16 protein-coding genes, 1 tRNA gene and 1 other RNA gene are annotated in these 15,985 nt (G+C 59.9%); 6 read left to right on the top strand and 12 right to left on the bottom strand.

Features of this window, described 5'->3' with window-relative positions; translation table 11 throughout:
• Positions 1 to 107: 107 nt before the first annotated feature.
• The 12 genes from DAAHT2_RS00145 to DAAHT2_RS00100 form a co-directional block, all read right to left on the bottom strand.
• A complete protein-coding gene (locus tag DAAHT2_RS00145; protein ID WP_157861374.1) occupies positions 108 to 1,007 on the bottom strand; it encodes a hypothetical protein in 900 nt (299 codons plus the stop codon).
• 202 nt (positions 1,008 to 1,209) lie between these two features.
• On the bottom strand, positions 1,210 to 1,461 hold the full coding sequence (locus DAAHT2_RS15180) for a WCX domain-containing protein (protein ID WP_280982321.1): 252 nt from the start codon (positions 1,459 to 1,461) through the stop codon (positions 1,210 to 1,212).
• 8 nt (positions 1,462 to 1,469) lie between these two features.
• Positions 1,470 to 1,646: a hypothetical protein gene (locus DAAHT2_RS15175; protein WP_280982319.1), complete on the bottom strand. Its 177-nt coding sequence runs from the start codon at positions 1,644 to 1,646 to the stop codon at positions 1,470 to 1,472.
• Between the two features lie 359 nt (positions 1,647 to 2,005).
• Positions 2,006 to 2,227, bottom strand: coding sequence for a hypothetical protein (locus DAAHT2_RS14520; RefSeq protein WP_013162271.1), 222 nt, complete (start codon positions 2,225 to 2,227; stop codon positions 2,006 to 2,008).
• Positions 2,228 to 2,275: 48 nt separating this feature from the next.
• Positions 2,276 to 3,235 (bottom strand): helix-turn-helix transcriptional regulator, encoded by a 960-nt coding sequence (locus DAAHT2_RS00135; RefSeq protein ID WP_013162270.1) that lies wholly within the window; start codon positions 3,233 to 3,235, stop codon positions 2,276 to 2,278.
• 179 nt (positions 3,236 to 3,414) lie between these two features.
• On the bottom strand, positions 3,415 to 3,954 hold the full coding sequence (locus DAAHT2_RS00130) for an ATP-binding protein (protein ID WP_245526852.1): 540 nt from the start codon (positions 3,952 to 3,954) through the stop codon (positions 3,415 to 3,417).
• Positions 3,930 to 4,187, bottom strand: coding sequence for an AlbA family DNA-binding domain-containing protein (locus tag DAAHT2_RS00125; protein WP_041718739.1), 258 nt, complete (start codon positions 4,185 to 4,187; stop codon positions 3,930 to 3,932). The genes DAAHT2_RS00130 and DAAHT2_RS00125 overlap by 25 nt, the downstream gene beginning before the upstream one ends.
• Before the next feature lie 213 nt (positions 4,188 to 4,400).
• Positions 4,401 to 5,150 (bottom strand): DUF3800 domain-containing protein, encoded by a 750-nt coding sequence (locus DAAHT2_RS00120; protein ID WP_013162269.1) that lies wholly within the window; start codon positions 5,148 to 5,150, stop codon positions 4,401 to 4,403.
• A 104-nt stretch (positions 5,151 to 5,254) separates the two neighbouring features.
• Positions 5,255 to 6,226 (bottom strand): radical SAM protein, encoded by a 972-nt coding sequence (locus DAAHT2_RS00115; protein ID WP_013162268.1) that lies wholly within the window; start codon positions 6,224 to 6,226, stop codon positions 5,255 to 5,257.
• Positions 6,227 to 6,302: 76 nt separating this feature from the next.
• A complete protein-coding gene (locus DAAHT2_RS00110) occupies positions 6,303 to 7,379 on the bottom strand; it encodes a radical SAM protein (protein ID WP_013162267.1) in 1,077 nt (358 codons plus the stop codon).
• Positions 7,379 to 9,697: a fused MFS/spermidine synthase gene (locus DAAHT2_RS00105; RefSeq protein ID WP_013162266.1), complete on the bottom strand. Its 2,319-nt coding sequence runs from the start codon at positions 9,695 to 9,697 to the stop codon at positions 7,379 to 7,381. Before DAAHT2_RS00105 ends, DAAHT2_RS00110 begins: the two co-directional genes overlap by 1 nt.
• A gap of 7 nt (positions 9,698 to 9,704) precedes the next feature.
• A complete protein-coding gene (locus DAAHT2_RS00100) occupies positions 9,705 to 11,147 on the bottom strand; it encodes a DNA recombination protein RmuC (protein ID WP_013162265.1) in 1,443 nt (480 codons plus the stop codon).
• 267 nt (positions 11,148 to 11,414) lie between these two features.
• On the opposite strand from DAAHT2_RS00100, the gene DAAHT2_RS00095 reads away from it, so the two are divergent.
• The 6 genes from DAAHT2_RS00095 (at position 11,415) to ispD (ending at position 15,932) form a co-directional block, all read left to right on the top strand.
• Complete coding sequence (locus DAAHT2_RS00095) at positions 11,415 to 12,074, top strand: ferredoxin-like domain-containing protein (protein WP_013162264.1); 660 nt, start codon at positions 11,415 to 11,417, stop codon at positions 12,072 to 12,074.
• A 157-nt stretch (positions 12,075 to 12,231) separates the two neighbouring features.
• Positions 12,232 to 12,308 (top strand) — tRNA-Ile (locus tag DAAHT2_RS00090).
• 226 nt (positions 12,309 to 12,534) lie between these two features.
• Entirely contained in the window at positions 12,535 to 13,365 is an 831-nt protein-coding gene (locus DAAHT2_RS00085; RefSeq protein ID WP_013162263.1) for a Nif3-like dinuclear metal center hexameric protein, read from the top strand.
• 53 nt (positions 13,366 to 13,418) lie between these two features.
• On the top strand, positions 13,419 to 14,144 hold the full coding sequence (locus DAAHT2_RS00080) for a zinc ribbon domain-containing protein (protein ID WP_013162262.1): 726 nt from the start codon (positions 13,419 to 13,421) through the stop codon (positions 14,142 to 14,144).
• An 81-nt stretch (positions 14,145 to 14,225) separates the two neighbouring features.
• Positions 14,226 to 14,588: RNase P RNA component class A (gene rnpB / locus DAAHT2_RS14140), an RNA gene on the top strand.
• A gap of 120 nt (positions 14,589 to 14,708) precedes the next feature.
• Positions 14,709 to 15,932 (top strand): 2-C-methyl-D-erythritol 4-phosphate cytidylyltransferase, encoded by a 1,224-nt coding sequence (gene ispD, locus DAAHT2_RS00075; RefSeq protein ID WP_013162261.1) that lies wholly within the window; start codon positions 14,709 to 14,711, stop codon positions 15,930 to 15,932.
• Positions 15,933 to 15,985: the final 53 nt, after the last annotated feature.

Below are 15,985 nucleotides of genomic sequence, written 5' to 3'. Positions count from 1 at the left end.
AGTATTTACCCGGTAATCCGCCACAAAAAACAGCCAATTCCACTCGTTAAGCCGAAGAACCCCGGTTGAGCAAGCGGTTATGTCCGCCCCACGTATGCATTCTTATCTCAAATGGTGGCTTTGTGCTCAGTGAGACAGCGCGCAAACTGTCTAGCTTTCTCTATATCACTAACGTGATACCTCTCGAATAGCCCGCCCGTCGATTTCAGATCAATTTCGCCGTACAACATGACCGGCCACTGAGGGTTGTCAGAGAAGCGGCGATCTGGTCCTCCGTCTTTATTTATATAACGCCACGTATGTCCGACCTGCCGTGCGTCGCTGGGCAGCTGTTCTTTTTCAATGAATCTCTTTGGAGCGCAGCTAACTTGCACCTCCATAAGATCAACAAGGGCCGGCGAATCGTAAAGGCCACCGACGGCGATCATGCTTGGATATATCCAAATATCAGGGCCATTGGCGCTCACAATACGAAGTGAACGGATATCTGGTCGGACTGTGGGCAATGAGTCAACCCCAAAGTGCACATCATGTCGTTGAACCAATTGACTGGCTGATGATTTGCTGTGATCAGGACCACCGTGAGCGGTTACGTCCCAAATTCTCTCCGCTGTGGAGAGCTTCTCAAATGCATCTACTACACGAGCCCACGTTGGACTTCCATCGTCACCAACATCGAACTGTGTGTGAAGCCGCATCGACTCTGCTTCGTTCTTCGTGCTGGCACGCAAACAGTCGAGGCGATTAGCTTCGGTGTTCCAGTCCTCCTTTCTCTTACGCGCCCAGCTTCCCAGCCACTCAAGTCGTTTCCACAAAGATGAGCGCGCATCAGCGTGGTCTATCGATTTCTCAATCTTGCGGATTGCATCAAGCTTGTCACCGAAACTCTTCGCCCAGCTCTGCGCCATTTGGTAGCTGTCCAATAAGCTAGGCGTCGATATTTCGACCACAGGTCCACTTGCGATAGGCGCCATTACTGGTGGATATTCGTACTTACGACGACCCATGATTCTGTCAACCCCCTTATATGGCAGCTACAACAGCCACATGTAGTTACACATACCTGGCTATCACCCCAAAATTGGTGATAGCCAGAGAAGTAAAAATCATCCAAGCGACCCTCCACGCTGTGACCAAGGCAATAGCCCCTGACCCAAGGATGTTACCACTCTTCACTTAAGAAGTGTCCACGCGTTTTTCAAGCAAAACTTAAAAACTAGATCGCCATATCCCGTGGCCGTCCAGTGTAACCACCCCCTGGCCCATATAGTGACCCACCCCATCCGAAAATTTCCCAAAACCGAAAAAATGCCCCCCTGCTCCATTGCTCACCCCCCCATAAACCCCACCCATCCGCCGAATTTCCTCAACCACCCGCCGGCGCAGTTCCGGTGGGGCCAGGACCTCGACGTGGTGGCCGTAGCGCAGGGTCTGCATCATGATTTCCGTGTGGTTCGTCACCGGGAGGGTCAGCAGCAGGCCGCCGTCGGCGGTGGCTTCGGTGTGCTGCTCCGGGTGCGCTGCTCCGGGTGCCAGAATTCCCGGCCTACGAAACGGGCCATGTAGGGGTCGAATTTCAGGGTGACCTGCTGCAGGTCCGCCCCGCCTTTGAAAATCCCGTAAGATTGGCGGATGTGGGCATCCACATCGAATCGCGGCCGGGAGAAGCTTTCTTCGCTCAGGGTAAGGTCGGCGATCCAGGCGGGCGCGGGAGGGGCAGCGGTCGGCCTTGAGCTGCTGGTACAGCCAGTAAATACGATCCGGTTTCGACGACATACCCACCCCCAAGCCTTACCCGATCATTCCCCAAACCTTTGCGGCCCACCCCAAGGCCACGAGTTTAACCGCGACCCGGAGCGGTTGCAACTCAATCAACTTCGTGGGCGGTCAGGAACATGGCTTGCCCCCCGAAGGCTGCCACCAGGGTGACCAGAAAAATTTGCCCCATCACCTGATCAACCGCCCCGGTCTGCTCGGCCGTCCTTTCTGGAGGCTTCGAGCTGTTTCACAACTTTGTCAAAATCACTCTCGGCTTTTGTTGAATCTGACAGCCGTTTTTGGTGAAACTTTTCAAACTCGCTTTCGGCCAATTCCTTTGCCATTTCATGGAAAATCTTTCAGGTTTACAAACCGTTAGCCGTTTGACTTCCAGCTTACCCTCCAACCGAACCGACAAGAATTTCTTGTGAGTTGCCTCGATGGCCAGTCCACGTTCATCGGTGTCCATATGTGGTTCTCTTTGGTTCCTTTCGTGTGGTTCGTAGCTGCTCATTGCTCACCCCCATTCACCCCCATACACCCCACCCATCCGCCGAATCTCCTCAACCATCCGCCGGCGCAGTTCCGGCGGGGCCAGGACCTCGACGTGGTGGCCGTAGCGCAGGGTCTGCATCATGATTTCCGTGTGGTTCGTCACCGGGAGGGTCAGCAGCAGGCCGCCGTCGGCGGTTGGTTCGGTGTGCTGCTCCGGGTGCCAGAATTCCCGGCCAACGAAACGGGCCATGTAGGGGTCGAATTTCAGGGTGACCTGTTGCAGGTCCGCCCCGCCTTTGAAAATCCCGTAAGATTGGCGGATGTGGGCATCCACGTCGAAGCGCGGCCGGGAGAAGCTTTCTTCGCTCAGGGTAAGCTCGGCGATCCGGGCCACCTGGAAAATCCGGGCCGCCCGGCGCCGGTGGCAGTAGCCGATCAGGTACCAGGTGCCCATATAGTGATGCAGCCGGTAAGGCTCCACCTTGCGGGGGGCGTCGTGGTTGGTCCGGTCGCTGTGGCCGGTATGATAAACCAGGTTGAGCAGCCGGCGGTCCAGCATGGCTTCCAGCAGGGTGTCCAGATGGCCGCTGGGGCAGTTCACCCAACCCACGTTTTCGCAGGAGATCAGGGCCGGCAGGGCGCTGTGGTGGAGCCGGAGCAGGTTTTCCATTTTGTCCGCCAGCTCCCGGAAGCCGCCACCGTCCAGATGCCGAAGCTGATTGCAGGCGGCGGCCAGGAAGATCAGGGCGGGCGGGTCGAACCAGCAGGAGGGTAGCTCGAAGGCGTCGTCGGTCAGGCGATAACCGTTGAGGCGGCGGTCGTAGGCGATGGGGGCCTGGAGGCGGTGGCGGAGGAATTCCAGATCACGCTTGAAGCTGCTGGCGGCAACCTCAAACCGCCGGCAATAACGGGCGCGGGAGGGGCGGCGGTCGGCCTTGAGCTGCTGGTACAGCCAGTAAATACGATCCAGTTTCGACGACATGCCCTTCCCCCAAGCCTTACCCGATCATTCCCCAAACCTTTGCGGCCCACCCCAGGCCACGAGTTTAACCGCTACCAGGAAGGGTTGCAACGGTTGCCATTATACCGGCTACGCTGGTCCAAATAGTGAGCCACCGCCTGCAAAAACCGCTCAGCCGTCCACGATTTGGCTCACGGCGGCTATGGCTGGTTTCCCTCCAGCAATTCCCTTCCTTTCCGGGTTAGCCGGTATTTTTGTAGGCGGCTGTTAGGTTTGTCGGGGATGGTGTATGCCACATATCCTTCGCGCAACAGTCTGGCAATCAGGTCATTGAGATAACGGGTTGGCTTGGCCTTACCAAGCCGCTTTGCCATTTCAGACTTAGAAAGAGATTCTTTTTTCACAAACGAAAGAACCATTACGGCCATCTTCGACTCTACCCCTGACTCTACCCCTGACTCTACCCCCGACTCTGGCCTTGGCCGGCTCTTTGTCTCGCCAACCTGAATGCGGTGCGGCTCTGCCAGATAAACGGTAAAGCGCAGGCGCAGGCCGATTTCTTCAATTTTGGGTTCAGGCAGGCCCAGTGCCCGCGCTTCGGTAAATATGCGGCGCACACCGGTGCCCCACTGTTCGATCAGGCTGAGTTCTTTGAAAACGCGGGCGATAACCGGATTACGAATACGGGAAGTGCCTTGTTTGATCTCCTCGATGGTCAGGCCGGGCAGGAGAATGCCCATGCTTTCCACCTCGATACGGTCATCGAAAAAGACGACCCGGATGGGGGCGCCGCGAGCGGGTTGTCGATCCCCACCGGCTCCCGCGTTTTATCCGCCACGCCGACAACGACCCTGCCCCCGGCGGAGTTGGCAAAGGCCACCAGAGTTTTGAGCAGGTTGCGGGGCGAGGAAAGATCCTGCTTGAACTCCAGGTTTTTGCCCTCATCGGCCTTGAGCAATTCAGCAATAATCATTTTCAACACGCTCCAGTTTCAACGACATGCCCACCCCCAAGCCTTACCCGATCATTCCCCGAACCTTTGCGGCCCACCCCGGGCAGGGTCGCCGATTTCCATTATTTTTGCGGATATTTTTCTTGACTTTTTCTCTCTAAATATCCAAACTACCCATGGACTGGGAATTCTCGGTCGGCGGGTGGCTCTGAAAGGAGTTGCCCGTTTTCGTTTTCAGGGGAACACCTTCCAGCCGTTAACCTTCCCATTGCCGCCATACAGATGGTTCCTGACTATCGCGAACGCTTGGTTCGGCTGTTCCGGCTTCAGTATGTGTCGAGCCGCAGGATGAGCGCACAAATCCGCAAGTTGAATCCCGGCGATGTTTTTACGCTTATTGTGAAACCTGAGCGGAAACACCATCCTCTCGAATCTGCCCTTCCCGATGTATCGCGTCCCATTACTGATCAGGTCGAAAAAAGCCGCCTTCAGGGCATTGTCTTCGTTGGTTCCGCGCGCCTCGGCAATGATCGGCAATATCGACTGCTCACGCTGTTCCAGGCAGTAAAGCAAACGCTCCATTGCAAAGGTCAGTGCCAGTTCGTAGGGATTTTCGGCACGGACATAGCGGTCACGCAATTTCTGCTTGTGGATCCCGACAATGAACACTTCATACGGCAAATCACGCATCAAAGCCGAGAGATCTTCCATGAACGGTCGGCGCAACGAGGAGTTCTGCAAGATCGCAAACGGCCCGGTTGACTTGCGGATATCCCGACTGTGCAGACTGACCCCCTCGTGGTCCCAATACTTGAGCTTGAGAGCGTTGATTGTCGGCAGGATCACGTCCCGGTAATCCGTTCGCTTGACCAGCAAGAGCGACAAAACAAAGATCGGAAAGTCCCGGTCGATCTTGGTCAGCGAGTGGTCACCACATTCGTCCAAAAAAGCGATATATTCAGTATGCCCCTGTTGTTCAGACACCAGGCTTCCCTCACGACTAAATTAATACCAGCGTCACGCATGCTTTTTCCACGCTACACAGATTCCCACTGGTGGCGCAGATATGGCAGGCGGGCAAGCCCAGGTCACCCTCCGCCCCCGCGCAGCAGCCGGCGCAGCAGGCGGGCGGCGGCGCGTTCATCCAGGCGGTGCAGGCCGGCCCGGTGGGCCAGTTCCAGGGCCTGTTGGTATTCGGCCCGGTCCAGGGGGCGGTCGATGGGCGGGAATTGGTGGGCCTGGCCGCTGGGGTGGTACTGCTCCATGATGTTGGTGTAGGTGTGGGGCGAGATCTTTTGGGCCAGGAAGTGGAAAATGGCCTCGCTGTCGGCCAGGCCCCCGGGCATCACCAGGTGGCGCAGTAGCAGGCCGCGGTGGGCCAGGCCCTGGTCGTCAAGTTGCAGGTCGCCCACCTGGCGGTGCATTTCTTCAATCGCCTCCCGGGCGCGCTGTGGGTAATCTTCGGCCCGCAGCAGGCGTTTGGCCTCCGCCGGGCGCCAGTATTTGAAATCGGCCAGGTAGATATCCACCACCCCGGCCAACAGTTGCAGGGTGGCCAGGCTGTCGTAAGAGCTGGTGTTGTAGACCAGGGGTAGCGCAAGCCCCAGCCGGCGGGCCTCCACCAGGGCCGCCAGGATCTGGGGCACCACGTGGCTGGGGGTGACCAGGTTGATATTGACGCAGCCCTGCTCCTGCAGCTCCAGCATCATGCCGGCCAGGGCGGCGGCGTCCACCTCCATGCCGCCGGCCTGATCGTCGTGGGGGTGGCTGATGTCGTAGTTCTGGCAAAAGACGCAGCCCAGGTTGCAGTTGCCGAAAAAGATGGTGCCGGAGCCACCCCGGCCCACCAGGGGCTCTTCCTCCCCGAAATGAGGGCCGTAGCTGGCCACCTGGGCCAGGGCGCCGGTGCGGCAGAAGCCGAGCTTGCCGGCCAGCCGGTCCACCCGGCAGCGGCGGGGGCAGCTTTCGCAGGCCCGCAGGCGCTCATGGGCGACGGCGGCCCGGCGGGCCAGTTCATCGGCGGCCAGCTGCCGCCAGGCCGGAATAGACTTTTTGCTCATGATTACATACCCTTAACAGGCGTAGCGTAATCGGGGACAGATTTGAAATCTGTCCCCCGGCCTGGCTGTTCGCTTACTAGCGGCGCAACCACCAGTAGCCCTGGACATCCAGGTTGGTAAGCCCCAGCTCCCGGGCCCGCTCCACCACCTCCTGGTATTCCTCTCTGGTGATCCGGCGGGCGATTTTCGGGAAATCGAAGGCCTTGTGGTACGGGGTGTACTGGGCCATGATGTTGACGTAGGTATCCTGCGGCAGATTTTCCGCAATCCACTCCATTATTTTTTTCGACCCGCCCTTGTTGTTGGGCATTACCAGGTGGCGGATCATCAACCCCCTTTGCATTATGCCGTCTGGTCCCGGCCTGGCCACCCCCACCTGACGGTGCATCTCCAGAATCGCCTGGCGGGTGACCCCGGGGTAATCATCGGCCCCGGCGGAATATTTCTCCGACATGCCGGGGTCCCAGTACTTGAAGTCCGGCAGGTAGATATCGACCACCCCGTCCAGCAGGGCCACAATCTCCTGGCGCTCCCAGCCGCAGGTGTTGTAAACGATGGGCAGGCGCAAGCCTTTGCCGGCGGCAATATCCAGGGCCTTCAGAATCGAAGCCGAATAGTGGCTGGGACTGACCAGGTTGATGTTGTGGCAACCCGTTTGCTGCAAATGCAGCATCATCTCGGCCAGGTCTTCTTCGCTGCTGGTATGCCCCCGGCCCAGGTGGCTGATTTCCCAGTTCTGGCAAAACACGCAGCGCAGGCCGCAATGGGTCAGGAAGATGGTGCCGGAACCTCGCCGGCCCACCAGCGGCCGTTCTTCTCCGAAATGGCGGTGCGCCGAGGAAATCACCAGGTTGGAGCCGGGCGAACGGCAAAAGCCGGTGGCCCCCTCCAGCCGGTTGACCCCGCACTGGCGCGGACAAAGCCGGCACTCGGCCATCATCGCCCAGAGCTTTTCGGCCCGCTGCCGCAGCTCGCCGCTGCGGTGCAAACGCAGGTAGGAGGGCTCAAAACCGTTATCGGCCGGCCGGCTCCGGGCCTCGGCCGCCAAAGGCTTCAACAGCAGCGTGGCCAGTGCCAGCCGGCCGCCGAATTTGGCGGTGTCGGCCAGAAAACAGCGGCGGGTACAATGGTGCGGGAATTTGTTTTTCATCATCAAACCTCCTTGTACAGCCCGGCAGGCTCACTGCTTATTATAACAAAACTGACCACTTTAAGCATCCCTATCGCCATGCAGGTACCGGTAAGGCCCAGCACCGGCAGCAGCACCACCCCGCCGATAATGCCACCGACCCAGCCGCCCAGTAAATCGGAGGTATAAAGCAGCGCCGCGGTATGGCTCAGGCCGGTTTGCGACCCCAGATAAAGCTGGTTGGCCAGCGGAAACTGGGCCCCGACCAGCAAGCCGCCGGCCAGGGAAACCAGCAGAAACAACAGTCGGGCAAACAGCAGCGCGCTCTCGCTGAGGGCGTAAGCATTAATGGCCACAAACAGCAGCGGAAGGAGCAGCGAAAAGCCGATAATAACCAGCTCAAGCTGCTTGAACAGTTTCAACGGGGCCGTTTTAACCCCGCCGCCGAGGGCGGCCGAGGTCAGCATGGCCCCGGCGGCCGCGCCGGCCATGAAGGCGGCCACCAGCAGGCCGATCCATGAAAAAACGTAGCCGTAAATGGTCTGGAAGGCAAAAATGACGACCAGGCTGTAGATCATGCCGGCAAAGCCGGTTCCGGCAATGGCAAGGGGAATACCCAGCCGCAGCGGCCGTACTGCCAGCCGCCGCGCCAGCAGGCAGGCCACCGGCAAACCCAGCAGCAACAAAGCACCAGAGCCAAGGTTTACCCGTTCAAACTGCTGAAACAAGCGACCAAAAGCCGGAGAGTAAAGGGCATTCCAGTGGGTAAGCTGGTAAAACATCGCCAACGGCTGAAAGTCGTAATTTATTTTCCGGCTGCTGTCGGCAATGAAGTCGGCAAACCATTCCTGCCAGCCCGGGTGCAGTTGCCGCTCGATATGCCAGGGCATCATCCCCTCGGTGGAAATTTCCCGCGCCTCCAGCCTGGCCAGCAGCTTGGGGGCATCCAGGGTGGTAATCGCCGGGGCGTCGGAAGCCATGAACAGGTTGCGACCATCGCCGGGAATGACCCGAAGATGGGCAAAGACGCTTTCCAGGGTATGAAAGATACTGCTGTTGAGGTTTTTCAGTTCATCATTAAGGAAGGTCAGCGAGCCGGGCAGCCCCAGCACCACGATGCCGTCCGGCTTGAGCCGGCTTTGGACCAGGGCGAAAAATTCGGCGGTAAAGTAGCGATTGGCCTGCAGGTTGGCCGGTTCGGCCACCCCGATAAAAATCAGGTCGTAACGCTCCCGGCTGGTTTTCAACCACAGCCGGCCGTCGATGGGGTGAACCCTGACCTTAGGGTCGGTCAGCTCCGAGACCGTGAGCGGGGTGGGAAAGCGCTCCAGCAGTTCAAGCAGCAGGGGATCCTGCTCGGCGTATTCCACCGAGTCGACGGTGGGATGCTTGAGAATCTCGTTGATCACCCCCCCTGCCCCACCGCTTAACACCAGGACTTCACGGGGCTCCGGGTGGACCAGCAGGGGGATGTTAACAAACTTTTCCACCATCGGGATATCCGGGATCGGCGCGAAGATCGCGGCAACCCCATCCAGGAAATAGATATACTGCCCCTCGTTTTCCACCACACTGATGTTGCCGTAGGGCGAGTGCTGGTAATGAACGACATTTAGCCCCTGCCACTGGACCTTAATGGCGTGGTGGTGCCATCTTTCCACCTGGCCGCTTAAAGCCGCGTAGCCGCCCAGCACCAGAAGCCCGCCCACCGCCGCCAGCACCGCCTTGGGCCCGGCCCCGGCTTGCCGCAGCGGGGCCAGCAGGACCAGGCAGACGGCAAAATTCAACAGGGCCAACCAGACCACCGCCTGCAGGGCGTGGAGATGGGGAATAAGCAGGTAGGTGCAGGCAATACCGCCGATAATGGTGCCCACGGTTTCATACACATACACCCGGCCGGCCGGGGAGGCGTTGCGGGCCGAAAGGTCGGCATAGATCTGGCAACTGTAGGTAAAAAGGGCGCCGTGGAGAATGCTGACCGGCAGCAGAATCAGCAACGAGGAATAAAACATCGGCATCACACCGATACTTTCGCCAATGGAAACACCCAGCAGGGGCTTGATCAAGCGGGTAAGAAAAACGGCCAGCACCAGGGCCAGGGAAAAGAGGACGGTGAGGAAGGTAAAGTCCATTAACCTCCGCCGGGAACGCTCCGTCCGCCGGCCGACGAAGTAACAGCCGAAGGCTTCCAGCAGCAGCCAGTTGGCCAGAATGATCCCAATGCTCAACTCGTTGCCGGAAAAGACAATCAGCAGTTCCCGGAGCAGCAGGATCTCGGCCACCAGGCCGCTGAACCCCATTACCAGAATGGCTACGCAAACACGCCGTTTCATAAACGCCATTACGAGGTTACTCTTTTGGAGGTTGCTCTTCCGGGTCTTGCTCCGCCCCCGACTGCGGCAGGCGGGGCTGCAGGTCCAGGGCCTCGGGGCTTTCCAACTCCTTGTCCAGGCCCGGGTCCAGTTCCTTGAGCTTTCTGGCCGTTACCAGCACCCGGCTTTCAAGAGAGCCCACCGCCTTGTTGTAAGACTCCACCGCCCCGGCCAGGCCGCGCCGCACCGCCAGGAAGTGGCTCACCAGCACGCCCAGGCGGTCGTAAAGCTGGCGGCCCAGGTCCCCGATGCGGTGAGCGTGCTCGGCGATCTTCTCCTGCCGCCAGCCGTAGGAGACCGCCCGCAGCAGGGCGATCAGGGTGGTGGGGGTGGCCAGGATTACCCGCTGGGCCACCCCGGCCTCGATCAGTTCCGGGTCCTGCTCCAGGGCGGCGCTGAAAAAGTTTTCGCCGGGCAGGAACAGCACCACGAATTCCGGGGTGGGCTGGAACTGTTCCCAGTAGGATTTGGACGAGAGCTGCCCCAGGTGGGTGCGAATCTGGCGGGCGTGCTCCTTCAGTTTCAGGCGGCGGGTTTCGTCGTCCGGGGCCTCCAGGGCTTCAAGATAGGCCGACAGGGCCGCCTTGGAATCCACCACGATATTTTTGTTGCTGGGCAGTTTGATCAGCAGGTCCGGGCGCAGGCGACTGTCGGCGGCCGGCGCCGCTTCCTGTTCATAAAAGTCGCAGTAGTTGACCATGCCGGCCATCTCCACCACCCGCCGCAACTGGATCTCGCCCCAGCGGCCCCTGGTATTGGGGGTTCGCAGGGCGCGGACCAGGTTGGCGGTTTCCCCCTGCAAGCGAGCCTGGGTGGTGGCCAGGGTCTTTACCTGCTCACTCAAGCCGGCGTAGGCCGTAAGCCGTTCTTTTTCCACCTGGCGCAACTGCTGGTCCACCTTCTGCAGCGATTCCCGCAGGGGGGTGACCAGCTCGGCGATGGCCCGGCGGCGCTGATCCAGCTCGCCGCCGGCCTGTTCCTGGAAGCGGCCGAAGGCGGACTTGGCCAGCTCCATGAAGGCGCGGCTGTTTTGCTGGAAGATATCGCCGGACAGGGCCTTGAAGGTGTCCGCCAGTTCCCGCCGGGCCTCAAGCAGCAGGGCCTGCTTTTCTTCGGTAACCTTGCGCTCCCCGGCCAGGCTGGCATTCAACTCCGCCACCCGGGCCTGCAGGCCGGCGTTTTCCTGTTGCAGCTCGCCGGTTTGATCGTGGAGCCGGGCGATTTCCTGCCGGAGTTCTTCAAGGCGAGTATCGCGACCGGCCAGGCGTTCCGCCCACAGCTCTTGGTCGGCCAGGCGCCGCTGCTCGGCGGTTTCCCGCAGGCGCTTAAAATGTTGGCGCCAGTACAGCCAGGCGACCACGCTACCGGCCAAGGCTCCCAGCAGCACGGCAGGGGCAAAATTAATCAGGCTGGCAGACATAGGCTACTCCGTTTGACAAATTGACAAAACATTGGTTATTGCCGTGGCGTTTCAGCCATAAACTTAACATGATCCACCCCGGCGGGCGAGAGCTGCGGCGACATCTCCTTGACATTTACGGGCAAAAAAAGCACATTGCTTTAGTCAATCATTAAACACTATCCCGCCAGGCAGGGCAAAAACCGGCAACCGGCCGAACAAAAATCGCACTGTTTCACGAAAACCGACAATAAAACCATAAAATTATAAACCAAAAAGGAGCAAGCCATGTTGAAAGACGGAGAAAAAGGCGCGGTTTTGCAGCGCGACAAGGAAAGCTATGCCATCGTCCCCCATCTGCCCCTGGGGCTGATTAACCCGGCGCAGTTGCGGCGGATTGCCGATGTGGCGGAAAAGTACCAGTGTGCGGCGATAAAGGTTACCAGCGCGGCTCGTATTGCCATTGTCGGGCTCAAGGAAGGCGAAATCGACCAGGCCTGGCAGGATCTGGATATGGCGCCCGGCGCGGCGGTGGGCATGTGCGTGCGCAGCATCAAAACCTGCCCCGGCAACACCCTCTGCCGGCTGGGCAAGCAGGACTCCATGGGGCTGGCCAAGGAGCTGGACGAGAACTACCACGGCAAGGAACTGCCGGGCAAACTCAAGCTGGGAGTTTCCGGCTGCCCCAACCAGTGCGGGGAAAGCTCGGTAAAGGATATCGGTTTTGTCGGCAAGGCCAATGGTTGGACCATCTTGGTGGGGGGCAACGCCGCCTCCCGGCCCCGGCTGGCCGAAACCCTGATGGAAGACGTGGATGACGCCCAGGCCCGGCGGATCACCGCCGCCATCATCGATTACTTCGCCAAAGAAGGCAAAAAAGGTGAACGGATGGGCCGGTTCATCGATCGAGTGGGTTTTGAGACCTTCAAGCAGCAGGTCTGCAGCTAGCGGCTGAACGTCGGGTAAACACCCAGCGATAATGCTGGGCGTTTACCCGCCCGTTGAAGCAACATAATGACCCGGCAAGAAGATGCTTGACAAAACCGGCACCGCGCGATATAAGTACCGGTTTCCTAAGCTTCAGCACGATGTTGTAATACAACATGGGCCTATAGCTCAGTTGGTTAGAGCCACCGGCTCATAACCGGTCGGTCCCTGGTTCGAGTCCAGGTGGGCCCACCAACTTTTTTGCCAGTTTCACCACACAAGCTTCAATGATAATGGGCCGCCGCAAATTTCTTTCTTTTAGTCTAGCGAACAAAGTACTGCGAAAGCTTCCCGGGTTCCGGGCAGCCGCCCTCGCAGGACTCAAAAAAGGTGCGATCTCTCCCGATCGGCACCTTTTTTTACGCCCAAACGCCAGCCCAGTCGGCTTTTGCAGCGCCGCCGCCAACGCGATTGGAATTTAATGAGCATTACTTTTACCGTCAATAAACTGCTTAAACTGCTCGACTCCTTCAGCCCCTTTGCCCGCACTGAAGAATGGGACAACACAGGGCTGCTGGTGGGCGACGGGCAACGGGAGGTGCGCGGCATCCTCCTGGCCCTGGACCCCACCGAGGACCTGCTGGCGGAATGCCAGGCTCACCAGTGCAACACCATCATCACCCATCATCCCCTGATCTTCAAGCCTCTGTCCCAACTCCGCCCGGACTTGCCGCCGGGCCGGTTACTTTTCACCGCCGTTCACCAGGGCATCAACATCATTGCCTGCCACACCAACCTCGACGTGGTACCGGGCGGGGTAAGCGAAGCCCTGGCCCTGCGCCTGGGCCTTCACAACCTGCAGGTTTTACACCCCACCGCCCCACCCCCCGCCGACGACCGGGAAGGCATCGGCTTCGGCCGCATCGGTGAGCTTACGGAACCGATCGGCGGCGATGATTTCCTGGCCCGCCTGCTCACCGCCCTGGAACTGGAAGCTGCCCCGGTGGCCGGGCCCTTGCCGGCCATGGTGCGCAAAGTGGCGGTTTGCGGCGGCAGCGGCTCGGATCTGGCGGCTGCCGCCCACCGGGCCGGGGCGGATATCTATGTGAGCGGCGAGATCAAACACGCCGTGGCCCGCTGGGCGGAAATGGAAGAGTTCTGCCTGGTGGACGCCGGACATTACCACAGCGAAAACCCGATTATCGAAGGACTCACCGCCCGTCTGGCCCGCGAACTGGCCGCCGCCGGCCACGACCTTCCGGTATTGAGCAGCCGCCGGCAACAAAGCCCTTTCCGGCTGCATAAAAAATAAATGCACAGGTAAATCAAAGTACTACACTAACCAGGAACCACACGAGGCGACAATTGAAAGACGAAATTGCTCAACTTAAAGCCCTGCAGACCATCGACCTGGAAATCTCCGCCCTGGAAGAACAACTGACGGCGGTGGATTCCGAACTGGAAAAACGGCGCCAGACCATCCAGGAGTACCAGCAGACAGCCGAACAACTTCGGGAAACACAAAACTCCCTGTCGCAGCGCAAGCAGGAACTGGAAACGGGCCTGGAAGAGGATCTGGAAAAGATCCGCGACCGCCAGGCCAAGATGATGAACATTCAGACCAACCGCGAGTACCAGAGCCTGCTCAAGGAGTCCGACGACGCCAAGAAGGCCAACAAGGAGCGGGAGGAAGAGCTGCTGCGGATCGCCGAAGAGCTGGAGGAGCTGGAAAAGAAGATCGAGGAAACCGACAACCTGCGCAGCGGCGAAGAGAAACTGCTGAAGGAAGACACCAAAAAGGCCGAAAAACGCCACGCCGCCCTGACCAACGACAAGGAAAAGATCATCAAAAAGCGCAACACCAAGGTCAAAAACGTGCCGCCGGCGATGCTCAAAAAATACGACACCCTGCGGGAGCGGCGCAACGGCCTGGCCCTGGCCGGGGTAGAAGCCGGGGTCTGCCGGGGCTGCTTCATGAACATTCCGCCCCAGCTTTACAACGACCTGCTCAAGGAAGAGCGGTTGCTGCTCTGCCCCACCTGCAACCGCATCATGTTCCCCCAGGAGGCCGAAGAGAAGGAAAAGGTGTAAGGAGATACCGGCTCCCGCTGGCGCTGACGCGCCCCTCTTCACTCTTGTCTTTCAGGCGCAAAAGGCGTAAATTGCATTCTTCGGGGCGGGCGCATGGTCGCCGGCACTTTGCTACGAGCAAGGGGTCGGAGGAAAGTCCGAACTCCGCAGGGCAGGGAGGTTCGTAACGCGAACCGGGGGTAACCCCAGGGAAAGTGCCACAGAAATTATACCGCCGGGCAACCGGTAAGGGTGAAATGGTGGGGTAAGAGCCCACCGCTTGCCTGGTGACAGGCAAGGCAGGGTAAACCCCTCCCGGAGCAAGATCAAATAGGGAAACGTTTGAGGGCGGCCCGCCCGATGTTTCCGGGTAGATCGCATGAGACGCCGGGCAACCGGCGCCCTAGAGAAATGACCATGGCCCGGCAACGGGTACAGAATTCGGCTTACAGCCCGCCCCGATCCTTTTTAAATTTGTCGGCGTCGCAAAAAGCCGCGCCGCCGACTGGGCGCGCTTTGTAACTAATTGCTTTCGCGTTACCGACCAACCCGTTTGGCGGGTTTTTGCGACGGTATCAAATTTCCATGGCTCAAAAACCAGACAGCGCCGCGATAATCGCCGCCGGAGGAAGCGGCACCCGGATGGGCGGGGAGTTGCCCAAGCAGTTTCTCGAACTGGCCGGGATACCGCTGTTTGTTCACTGTGTTCAAGCCTTTGCCGCCGTACCCGAGGTGGGCCGGATCGTGGTGGTGGCCAGGAGCGACTACCTGACCGCCGCCCGGCAGATGCTGGCCCGCCACGACCTGGCCGATGTGCTGGTGGTAGCCGGCGGCGCCAGCCGCCAGGACTCGGTGGCCTGCGGCCTGGCGGCCCTGGCCGCTTTGCCGGAGCGGTATGAGCTGGTGGCGGTCCACGACGGGGCCCGCCCCCTGGTCAGCCCAAACCTTATCCAGCGCACCCTGGCAGCGGCCCGCCGGCAGGGTGCGGCCATCGCCGCCTTGCCGGTGCGGGATACCCTTAAAAAGGCTGGCGCAGCAGAAGGCAATGCCAACCTTCCTTTGATCGACAGCACCATAAGCCGCACCGGCCTCTGGCAGGCCCAAACCCCCCAGGCAGCCCGTTTCATCCTGCTGCAAAAGGCGCTGGCCGCCGCCGACACCGACGGTTTTACCGGCACCGACGAGGCCTCTCTACTGGAAAGAATCGGCTGCCCGGTGGCCCTGGTAGAGGGCGAGAGCGCCAATTTTAAAATCACCACCCCCCAAGATCTGCCCCTGGCCCAGGCCACACTGGCCTCGACAAGCTTGCCGGTAACTGGTCACGGTGACCGCTTACCTTTGCCGCGTATCGGCCACGGCTATGATGTCCACCGCCTGGTTACCGACCGGCCGCTGATCCTGGGCGGGGTTACCATTGAGCACCACCTGGGCCTGCTGGGCCACTCCGATGCCGACGTGCTAACCCACGCCCTGTGCGACGCCATCTTGGGCGCCTTGGGCGCCGGCGATATCGGCCGCCATTTTCCCGATAACGACCAGCAGTACCGGGGCATCAGCAGCCTCAAACTGCTGGCGCAGGTCATGACCAAGGTATGGGCGGCAAACTGCCGACTGCACCACGCCGATCTGACCATCATCGCCGAAAAACCCAAGCTGGCCCCCCAGCTGGCCGCCATGCAGGCCAATCTGGCCGCCGCCTGCCAGGTTAACCCGAGCCAGATCAACCTCAAAGCCACCACCACCGAAGGACTGGGCTTTGCCGGCCGCGAGGAAGGCATCGCCGCCCACGCCGTCGCTCTTTTACTGTAGCGAAAGCGAGCACAAGGCACCACGGAGCCGGCGGGGGCGGAAAAACTCCACCC

Source organism: Desulfurivibrio alkaliphilus AHT 2, assembly GCF_000092205.1.
In the GTDB taxonomy this organism is placed as follows: Bacteria; Desulfobacterota; Desulfobulbia; order Desulfobulbales; family Desulfurivibrionaceae; genus Desulfurivibrio; species Desulfurivibrio alkaliphilus.
This window is presented reverse-complemented; position numbering and strand designations above follow the sequence as displayed.

What these genes read in the sequence shown, in the direction of transcription:
- DAAHT2_RS00145 (WP_157861374.1), bottom strand. Translation starts at nt 1,007, where the DNA reads ATGGGTCGTCGTAAGTACGAATATCCACCAGTAATGGCGCCTATCGCA.
- DAAHT2_RS14520 (WP_013162271.1), bottom strand. Translation starts at nt 2,227, where the DNA reads ATGGACACCGATGAACGTGGACTGGCCATCGAGGCAACTCACAAGAAA.
- DAAHT2_RS00135 (WP_013162270.1), bottom strand. Translation starts at nt 3,235, where the DNA reads ATGTCGTCGAAACTGGATCGTATTTACTGGCTGTACCAGCAGCTCAAG.
- DAAHT2_RS00130 (WP_245526852.1), bottom strand. Translation starts at nt 3,954, where the DNA reads ATGGGCATTCTCCTGCCCGGCCTGACCATCGAGGAGATCAAACAAGGC.
- DAAHT2_RS00125 (WP_041718739.1), bottom strand. Translation starts at nt 4,187, where the DNA reads ATGATTATTGCTGAATTGCTCAAGGCCGATGAGGGCAAAAACCTGGAG.
- DAAHT2_RS00115 (WP_013162268.1), bottom strand. Translation starts at nt 6,226, where the DNA reads ATGAGCAAAAAGTCTATTCCGGCCTGGCGGCAGCTGGCCGCCGATGAA.
- DAAHT2_RS00110 (WP_013162267.1), bottom strand. Translation starts at nt 7,379, where the DNA reads ATGATGAAAAACAAATTCCCGCACCATTGTACCCGCCGCTGTTTTCTG.
- DAAHT2_RS00105 (WP_013162266.1), bottom strand. Translation starts at nt 9,697, where the DNA reads ATGGCGTTTATGAAACGGCGTGTTTGCGTAGCCATTCTGGTAATGGGG.
- DAAHT2_RS00100 (WP_013162265.1), bottom strand. Translation starts at nt 11,147, where the DNA reads ATGTCTGCCAGCCTGATTAATTTTGCCCCTGCCGTGCTGCTGGGAGCC.
- DAAHT2_RS00095 (WP_013162264.1), top strand. Translation starts at nt 11,415, where the DNA reads ATGTTGAAAGACGGAGAAAAAGGCGCGGTTTTGCAGCGCGACAAGGAA.
- DAAHT2_RS00085 (WP_013162263.1), top strand. Translation starts at nt 12,535, where the DNA reads ATGAGCATTACTTTTACCGTCAATAAACTGCTTAAACTGCTCGACTCC.
- ispD (WP_013162261.1), top strand. Translation starts at nt 14,709, where the DNA reads ATGGCTCAAAAACCAGACAGCGCCGCGATAATCGCCGCCGGAGGAAGC.